This is a genomic window from Paenibacillus cisolokensis, from assembly GCF_018403665.1.
GTDB lineage: Bacteria > Bacillota > Bacilli > Paenibacillales > Paenibacillaceae > Paenibacillus_AH > Paenibacillus_AH cisolokensis.
Window position 1 is genome coordinate 20,919 of the sequence record NZ_BOVJ01000038.1, and the last position, 6,600, is coordinate 27,518.

Below are 6,600 nucleotides of genomic sequence, written 5' to 3' on the forward strand. Positions count from 1 at the left end.
GGTTTCGATTGCTGTACGGCCATCCGGTTCTCCTCCTTCAACGATTTCGCCGATTGTTTTTCGACTATTGCCGGCTCGTTTCGATTCCAGTATAGCGCCTCGCCGGTTTTTTATATGTGATTTTTTTCACAAACCTGCCGCTAAAACGATCGATTTTTTTACGAATAGAAATAGTCGATATCAGTCAGCGCCTGTTCGGCCAAAGGATGCACGAACCGTTCTTCGGCCTGAAAGTATTTTCCGATCAGATGGCACGAGCGGATCAGCTGATACGTCGTTTGCCGGATTTCCGTCCAGTCCGCGCTGTCGTACAAATCGTCGAGCATGTTCGTAAAAGCATGCATACTGGAGACAGCCAGCTCGTATTCCTTCTCCAGCTTCCAGAAAGAGGGCAGCAATGTCGGTTTGTTGTCCAGATTGAAATATCTGCGCAAAAATGGGTGCAGCACCTCCTCCTCCCAGTCGCGATGAGACTGAAGACGAAGCAGAAACCGTCGGGTCGCGGGGCGCAGCTCGCGCAAGCGCTGAAGCTCTCCTTCCGCGAACGCGTGCGCCGCCTCGATCGCCCGCTCCTCCAGCTCCCGCAGTTCCCGCTTCAACTCCCGATGCCCTTCCTTCAGACATTCGACTGCGTCATACAACTCCGTCATGCGCGCCGGTGCCGCATCCGGCCATTCTTCGGTTTTTCGAAATCGTTCATCGCAAGGTCCTCCTTTTCTCGCAGCGGACGACCTGGCGTCGCCTCCCTGCGCAGCTTGGGCATTCCGCCGCCTTTGGACAAAGACCGCAGCCTCCGCCCCGGCACGTCTGTTCCGGCCGGCAAGCTGCGGCCGCCCGGACGGGCGGCGCACTTACAGACGCGGACTCGCCGTCACCAGGTGACCCATGGCCTCGAGCCCGGCCCCGAATGGTTCAGCATATCCATAAACGGAATCGTATAGGCGAACAGCACGAGGACGACCACGAGGCCGATCCATACGCCCCATCGTTCGAACACGCGGGGAGCCGGCGCCTCCGACTCCGCCGCCTCGGCGATCGGATATTCCGTAACGCCTTTTGGCGCGCGCAGCATGGCGATAACGTTGAAAATCAGGAGGACGACTCCGATGAACAGGATCGTGCCCCCCACCGCCATCGCGACATGATACGGCATCCACAATACGGCATCCGGGTGGTCCTGATACGTCGTGTAGGCCGTGCGGCGCGGGGAGCCGAGCAAGCCGACCGTATGCATCGAGCCCGACATGAAGAGCATCCCCACCACCCAGATGATCGTCTGAATAATGCCCAGCCGGTTCAGCGCCGGCGTCAGCACCCGGTTCGTCACGGCCGGAATAAGCCAGTATGCGATGCCGAAGAAGGTAAGCGCGACGCTGGTGGCGACGGTCAGATGAAAGTGTCCGGTCACCCATAGCGTGTTATGGACGGCGGCGTTCATCTGGTGGCTCGCGTTAACGATCCCTCCGGCTCCGGCCGGGATGAAGAGCAGCATCCCCATGAACGGGGCGAAAAAGCGCACATCTTTCCACGGCAGCACCTTCAGCCAGCCGAACAACCCTTTTGCCCCCTTCATCCGCCCGGTCAGCTCGAACGTGGCGAACAGGGAGAAGGCGGTCATAAGCGAAGGAACGACGACCATGAACGTCAAAATAACCTGAATGTATTTCCACACCGGCGAAATGCCCGGCTCCATCAGCTGATGATGGAAGCCGACCGGCACCGAGAACAGCAGAAACAGCAGAAAGGCAAGACGCGCCAGCGAGTCGCTGAAAATTTTGCCGCCGATGATTTTGGGAATGACGACATACCAGCAGATGTACGCCGGCAGCAGCCAGAAGTACACGAGCGGGTGGCCGAAATACCAGAACAGCGTGCGGCTCACCATCACGTCGATCGTCTCGGTCCAGCCGAACGACCAGGGAATGAACTGCAGCAGCACCGTAGCGGCGACGCCTAAGGTGGCGATCAGCCACAGCGCCATCGTCACGACGGCCATGAAGGCGAACAGCGGCGACAGCTTGCCGCGATGACTGTTCCGCCAGCGCCGGTATTGATAGATCATGCCGAAGCCGCTAAGCCAGCTGCCGACGACCAGAAGCGTGAGCGCGATATAAAAGTAAGGCGACGCCTTGAGCGGTGCGTAGAATGTGTACAGCACGGTCGCCTCGTTGAGCAGAATGAAAATCGTGCCCAGCACGGTGCCGGCGGCCATCAGAACGAATCCGGCCCATCCCAGCCTTCTCGCCTGAGGCAGCAGCCGTCCTCCGAGCGTCTTGGCCACGCCGGAGTACAGAAAGCCGATGATGAAAAATGTGGTGAACACAAGCGCCATCAGGACGCCGTGCGCGGTCAGCAGCTGATAGTAGCCGATTTCCGCAGGCAGCGTGATCATGCCGCCGCGCACCAATCCTTGCAGGACGCCGGCAATGCCGCCGAGCAGCAGGGCGCCGAACGCAAACAGCAGATGCGCGAGCACGAGCGCCGAATCTTCCTTGGCGAACCTTTGGCGGTCCGCTCCCGTTTCATTTGCCACTCCATTGGCCGTTTTCGCTTCGTTCACCGTCTTTTCTCCGTTCCCCGTTATATGAAGAAACATCGGTATCATCCCTTCTAGCTCACGATAATCGTCGTCGCCATATACTCGTGTCCGGCGCCGCAATATTCATTGCACAGAACCAGATACTCGCCCGGCTCCTTAAACGTGTAGCTCAAATGATTGACCTCTCCCGGCACCACCATCAGATTGACGTTCGTCCCCGGAATCTGAAAGCCGTGCACGACGTCGCTGCTCGTCACCTGAAAGTGAATCGTCGATCCGACGGGCACTTCCAATTTGTCCTGCTTGTACCCGAAAGCGTAGGCGACCATGTAGGCGTTGTATTCCTTCTCTCCGATCTTTTCCAGACCGGGGCGGTCGAACGGCGGCGTTTCGTCCACTTTGTCCGGATCGATCGCCTGATGATGTCCGGTCGGCGGCTGCATGCCGAGCGCGAACGCGCCCACGCCGATGACCCCCAGGAAAATGACGAGCATGGAAAATCCGATCAGCAGCCAAATTTTTTCCAAACGATGAATATGCATAGTTCGTTTCCCCCCTCGGAACGATTACATTCTGGACAGGAACAACAAGTAGACGCCTATCCAGGTCAGCGCGATAAACCCGCCCAGCAGCATGACGGATGCGAAAGCACCTTTTAACGAATGCTTCTCGCCGGACGCGTCAAGCCGGATTTTGTTCATTCTGCACTCCTCCTTTCGACATGCCATCGATGCACCGGTTGCGCTCATTGTACGCGGAAGCGGCCTGTTGCCACTGTGATACACCTCACAAACCGGCCCGCCAAATGTGAAGCCTTTGTTACAGCACATCGGGCGATGCACGTTTTGACGTCGCCTCGCTTGCACCGCCTTGCGGCCTGGAAGACCGCTGCTTTCGCTTTCGCGCCGTCATGTGGTATCGGAATCCTCGCTGGCATTGCCGTGTGGATGAAAGTTCCGCATATATCCGCCGCGCGGCATCGAGACCGCTCTTCACGAATCCTGGATTCTCTATTTAGCAAAAGGCGAGTTTTGAACTTGCAACAGATGCTGGAACCGTTATTTGCGACGACGTGGGGGGATTTTCCGCAGTTTACAGAACGTTGCGCCATCGATGCGCCGATAACAAAAAACTGCAAAAGTGCAAAAGTGCAGCTTTTTAGGGAGAAAAAGGAAGAATAACCAAAATTAATGTAAAAATGCAGGATTCTGGCCCCGTTTTGGCCAAATCAACGAAAATCGCAAAAAATTCCTGTACTTTTGCAGGCTTTGGCACCATAGTCATCGATTCAGGTTGAAAATCCTGCATTTTTGCAGGATTCCGTCAAAGGATCTGTCGGGGAAGGCAAGCCAAACCGACGGACGGTGCGCGCTTTGATTGGATGCCGGGCCTATCGCGCTATCGGTCAGCCATCGATTAGAGCGGAAGCGGATTCGCCAACGAACAGCGGACGTTGAACGGGAGGCGGGCCGAACCAACAAACAACGGACGTTGGACGGGAAATGCGTTGACCAAACAGACAGCGGCCAATTAAATATTTGGACTACCGGGGCGGCGGAAAACAAAAACAGCCTTCCTGCACCCAGATGCAGAAAGGCTGCCGCACTATGGCTTACGCTTCGACGATCAGCTTGCCGGTCATATCGGCGTGGCCGGCCCCGCAGAAGATCGAGCATACATATTGGAACTCGCCTGTTTTATCCGCGACGAACGAGATCGTTTTGCCGCCCTGCACTTCCTCGTCGTAGCCTTCGAACTTGACCGCATGATTGCCTTGCGAGTTTTTGAGCGTAATTTTCACCGTATCCCCTTGCTTCACTTTAATCTCTTTCAGGTCGAACTCGAAATTGGTCGCATCGATCGTAAATTCCTTTACCGAACCTCCGGCGGACGATTCCTCCCCTTCTGCCTTCCCTCCGGTAGACGCGTTCGTATCCTGGTTCGTCTTGCCTCCGGCTTCACCGGAGCCGCCGCATGCCGCTGTAACCATGACAACCGCCAACACTGCGCACAACGTCAAAACCCACTTTTTCATGCTCCTACTCCTTTGCCTTGTTCATTTTCGTCCTGCATCACCATTGTATCGAAAAAGGCGCCCGTTATATGTGATTTTCGTCACAAACTCCGAAACCCACAAATTGTGGTGAAATGCAGCGCACCAGTTGTTGATGGTGAGACCAGAGGGATTTCGCGAGTTTCCAAAAGCGCAAAGTTTTACGATATACAATGAAACCTCCCGTTTCGCTTGAATTTAGTGTCAATCCGTCCCGTACACGGCCGCCGATCCTAGTTGCTCGGTAGCCTCCATTGTTCTCGCAGCTTGAAATGTTGCACATACTAACTTAACAAGTTTGCCGCCGATTCTGTAAATTTTGCCGCCCATTTGGAATAGATCGGATTATCGAATCCCAGATGCGTGGAATATCCTGCTTATACCCATTAATTCGGTTGACAAAAGCTCCGTTGCTGGACGGAATCTCCGTCCCTTATTTTGATGCTGCCTTTACCCGCTTCTCTGCTTTCGAATCCTTCTTAATAACCTTCGTATCATCCAGGTAATCGCTCCAATCGTGGAGTATCAAATGAGCTTCGGCTTCAATGATGTCTCTTGCCTCTTCCGGCCTTCCGGATTGGAGCAAATCGATGATTTCGATCAGCTCATTTCGGTTAATTAACTTAACCCCATTATAGCCTGCTAATGTTTCGCAAGAATCCGTATAAAAACTCGATGAAATGACCATCGATTTTTTGCTCGATAGTATCGCATTGAACTATAAACTTCCTGAACCGCGCTTAACCCTACCTGATTATTTGGGGCATAACGCTTGGCCTGAACGACATTCCGGAATCCATCGCTATCCGTAAAAACCACATCCGCTCCGAAATCTCGGCTGCTCACCGTTTTATAGGCGTCCAAATATCCTAACTCGATCAGTAACCGTAGTAAGTATTCCTCGAATTCTTTCCCATCTTCCATTTTATCGATTTCTTTTATTGTAATTTTATATGGATCGAGGTGGGCAATTCTGTTCTTTTGAATAATTTTTTAACTTTAAATCCGATGAAAACAACAAGTAATGCTGCGGCTAGCAGTCCGATCACTAGATTATCGACCATGTATCCTCCTATAAATCGCATGATCATCAAGATACAGCGATTATACCTTATTAATCCAATTCAGTGCATCATCATCATACGATGGGCTACGTTTTCCGCAAATACTTTCAGGCGTTTAATGCTTATTGCTGGCAATATCGAGATTTTCTCCTATATGCCGGGATCTGGCCTTCCCTCCAGAAGCCATTTCCTCCGTCAACGAAAACTTATTATAATAGTACATATGTCTATAAATCGACTTCCACTTAATTGGCGGTGAAAAAATGAAAACGAAGCGGACTTTGCTTATAATTGTAGTTGCTCTTCTGGCGGCGCTTTGGATTGGTAGTTTTTGTTCTCCCGAATTGGCCATCAGAAGATATATGCTGCTTCGGTTCCACCCTATTAGCAGTTTCATCGCGAAAATTTCAAACATGGGAAGCTATGATCCCGAATATGGGTATTTGTACGATGTGAAAGGATACGTAGACAGAACAACTGGAGATGACATAAATGTGTTTTATTTAAAAAAGAACGGTCCTTTCTGGATCGTATCAAGCACGGGTACAGGTCCTTAACTGCTCCAAGTCCGGATCTGTGAGAAAATATGTGCAAACCCGCCTGCAACCCGCCTATGACAGGAAAAGCGCATGCAAGCGCTCATCCCCTCGTGTTGGTGAAACCGAAACTTTAATAACACCCCGGCTTCTTGGCCAGATTCGCAACCGGAATGTTCGCGATTCCTTCGCCCCGGTACCCTGCGTATTCGCGTAAAGGCTTTACGCTTGGCGTATACGTGACCGTGACGGTTTGATCGTACCTAACAGCTTGGGATAAGGTGAGTGAAAACTGCTGCTGCCGGTAGCTACGAGCGAGTGATGCCCAGCAAACCGATGCCGCTGGCAGCAGCTAAGCGGTCTATGCGAGCTGGTACTGCCTGTGACTACTGAAGGCGGTGAATACTG

General features: G+C 52.9%; 10 protein-coding genes. 2 read left to right on the top strand and 8 right to left on the bottom strand.

Going from position 1 to position 6,600, the window contains the following annotated elements; translation table 11 throughout:
* Window positions 1–158: 158 nt before the first annotated feature.
* From PACILC2_RS05170 to PACILC2_RS05185, 5 genes are all read right to left on the bottom strand, one after another.
* Entirely contained in the window at window positions 159–650 is a 492-nt protein-coding gene (locus PACILC2_RS05170) for a hemerythrin domain-containing protein (protein WP_213527907.1), read from the bottom strand.
* The gene (locus PACILC2_RS27850) at window positions 647–781 is read right to left on the bottom strand and encodes a hypothetical protein (protein WP_280515276.1); all 135 of its coding nucleotides are present in this window, start codon (window positions 779–781) and stop codon (window positions 647–649) included. The genes PACILC2_RS05170 and PACILC2_RS27850 overlap by 4 nt, the downstream gene beginning before the upstream one ends.
* A 90-nt stretch (window positions 782–871) precedes the next feature.
* Complete coding sequence (locus PACILC2_RS05175; protein WP_244863248.1) at window positions 872–2,533, bottom strand: b(o/a)3-type cytochrome-c oxidase subunit 1; 1,662 nt, start codon at window positions 2,531–2,533, stop codon at window positions 872–874.
* Window positions 2,534–2,610: 77 nt separating this feature from the next.
* Window positions 2,611–3,081, bottom strand: a complete 471-nt coding sequence (locus tag PACILC2_RS05180; protein ID WP_062493062.1) for a cytochrome c oxidase subunit II — start codon at window positions 3,079–3,081, stop codon at window positions 2,611–2,613.
* Window positions 3,082–3,105: 24 nt separating this feature from the next.
* A complete protein-coding gene (locus PACILC2_RS05185; RefSeq protein ID WP_213527912.1) occupies window positions 3,106–3,240 on the bottom strand; it encodes a cytochrome c oxidase subunit 2A in 135 nt (44 codons plus the stop codon).
* Between the two features lie 336 nt (window positions 3,241–3,576).
* Here PACILC2_RS05185 and PACILC2_RS05190 point away from each other — a divergent pair, with 336 nt between their 5' ends.
* Entirely contained in the window at window positions 3,577–3,720 is a 144-nt protein-coding gene (locus PACILC2_RS05190) for a hypothetical protein (protein ID WP_213527914.1), read from the top strand.
* Window positions 3,721–4,151: 431 nt separating this feature from the next.
* Here PACILC2_RS05190 and PACILC2_RS05195 read toward each other — a convergent pair whose 3' ends face one another.
* From PACILC2_RS05195 to PACILC2_RS26375, 3 genes are all read right to left on the bottom strand, one after another.
* Complete coding sequence (locus tag PACILC2_RS05195) at window positions 4,152–4,574, bottom strand: cupredoxin domain-containing protein (protein ID WP_062493060.1); 423 nt, start codon at window positions 4,572–4,574, stop codon at window positions 4,152–4,154.
* A gap of 451 nt (window positions 4,575–5,025) precedes the next feature.
* The gene (locus tag PACILC2_RS26370; protein ID WP_244863249.1) at window positions 5,026–5,280 is read right to left on the bottom strand and encodes a PDDEXK family nuclease; all 255 of its coding nucleotides are present in this window, start codon (window positions 5,278–5,280) and stop codon (window positions 5,026–5,028) included.
* Complete coding sequence (locus PACILC2_RS26375) at window positions 5,235–5,516, bottom strand: restriction endonuclease (protein WP_244863247.1); 282 nt, start codon at window positions 5,514–5,516, stop codon at window positions 5,235–5,237. Before PACILC2_RS26375 ends, PACILC2_RS26370 begins: the two co-directional genes overlap by 46 nt.
* 403 nt (window positions 5,517–5,919) lie before the next feature.
* Here PACILC2_RS26375 and PACILC2_RS29840 point away from each other — a divergent pair, with 403 nt between their 5' ends.
* A complete protein-coding gene (locus tag PACILC2_RS29840; protein ID WP_504739377.1) occupies window positions 5,920–6,213 on the top strand; it encodes a YjcN family protein in 294 nt (97 codons plus the stop codon).
* Window positions 6,214–6,600: the final 387 nt, after the last annotated feature.

Bases quoted from the DNA above. Each gene is read 5' to 3' on its own strand.
- PACILC2_RS05180 (WP_062493062.1), bottom strand. From the start codon at position 3,081: ATGCATATTCATCGTTTGGAAAAAATTTGGCTGCTGATCGGATTTTCC.
- PACILC2_RS26375 (WP_244863247.1), bottom strand. From the start codon at position 5,516: ATGGAAGATGGGAAAGAATTCGAGGAATACTTACTACGGTTACTGATC.
- PACILC2_RS26370 (WP_244863249.1), bottom strand. From the start codon at position 5,280: ATGGTCATTTCATCGAGTTTTTATACGGATTCTTGCGAAACATTAGCA.
- PACILC2_RS05170 (WP_213527907.1), bottom strand. From the start codon at position 650: ATGACGGAGTTGTATGACGCAGTCGAATGTCTGAAGGAAGGGCATCGG.
- PACILC2_RS29840 (WP_504739377.1), top strand. From the start codon at position 5,920: ATGAAAACGAAGCGGACTTTGCTTATAATTGTAGTTGCTCTTCTGGCG.
- PACILC2_RS05195 (WP_062493060.1), bottom strand. From the start codon at position 4,574: ATGAAAAAGTGGGTTTTGACGTTGTGCGCAGTGTTGGCGGTTGTCATG.
- PACILC2_RS05185 (WP_213527912.1), bottom strand. From the start codon at position 3,240: ATGAACAAAATCCGGCTTGACGCGTCCGGCGAGAAGCATTCGTTAAAA.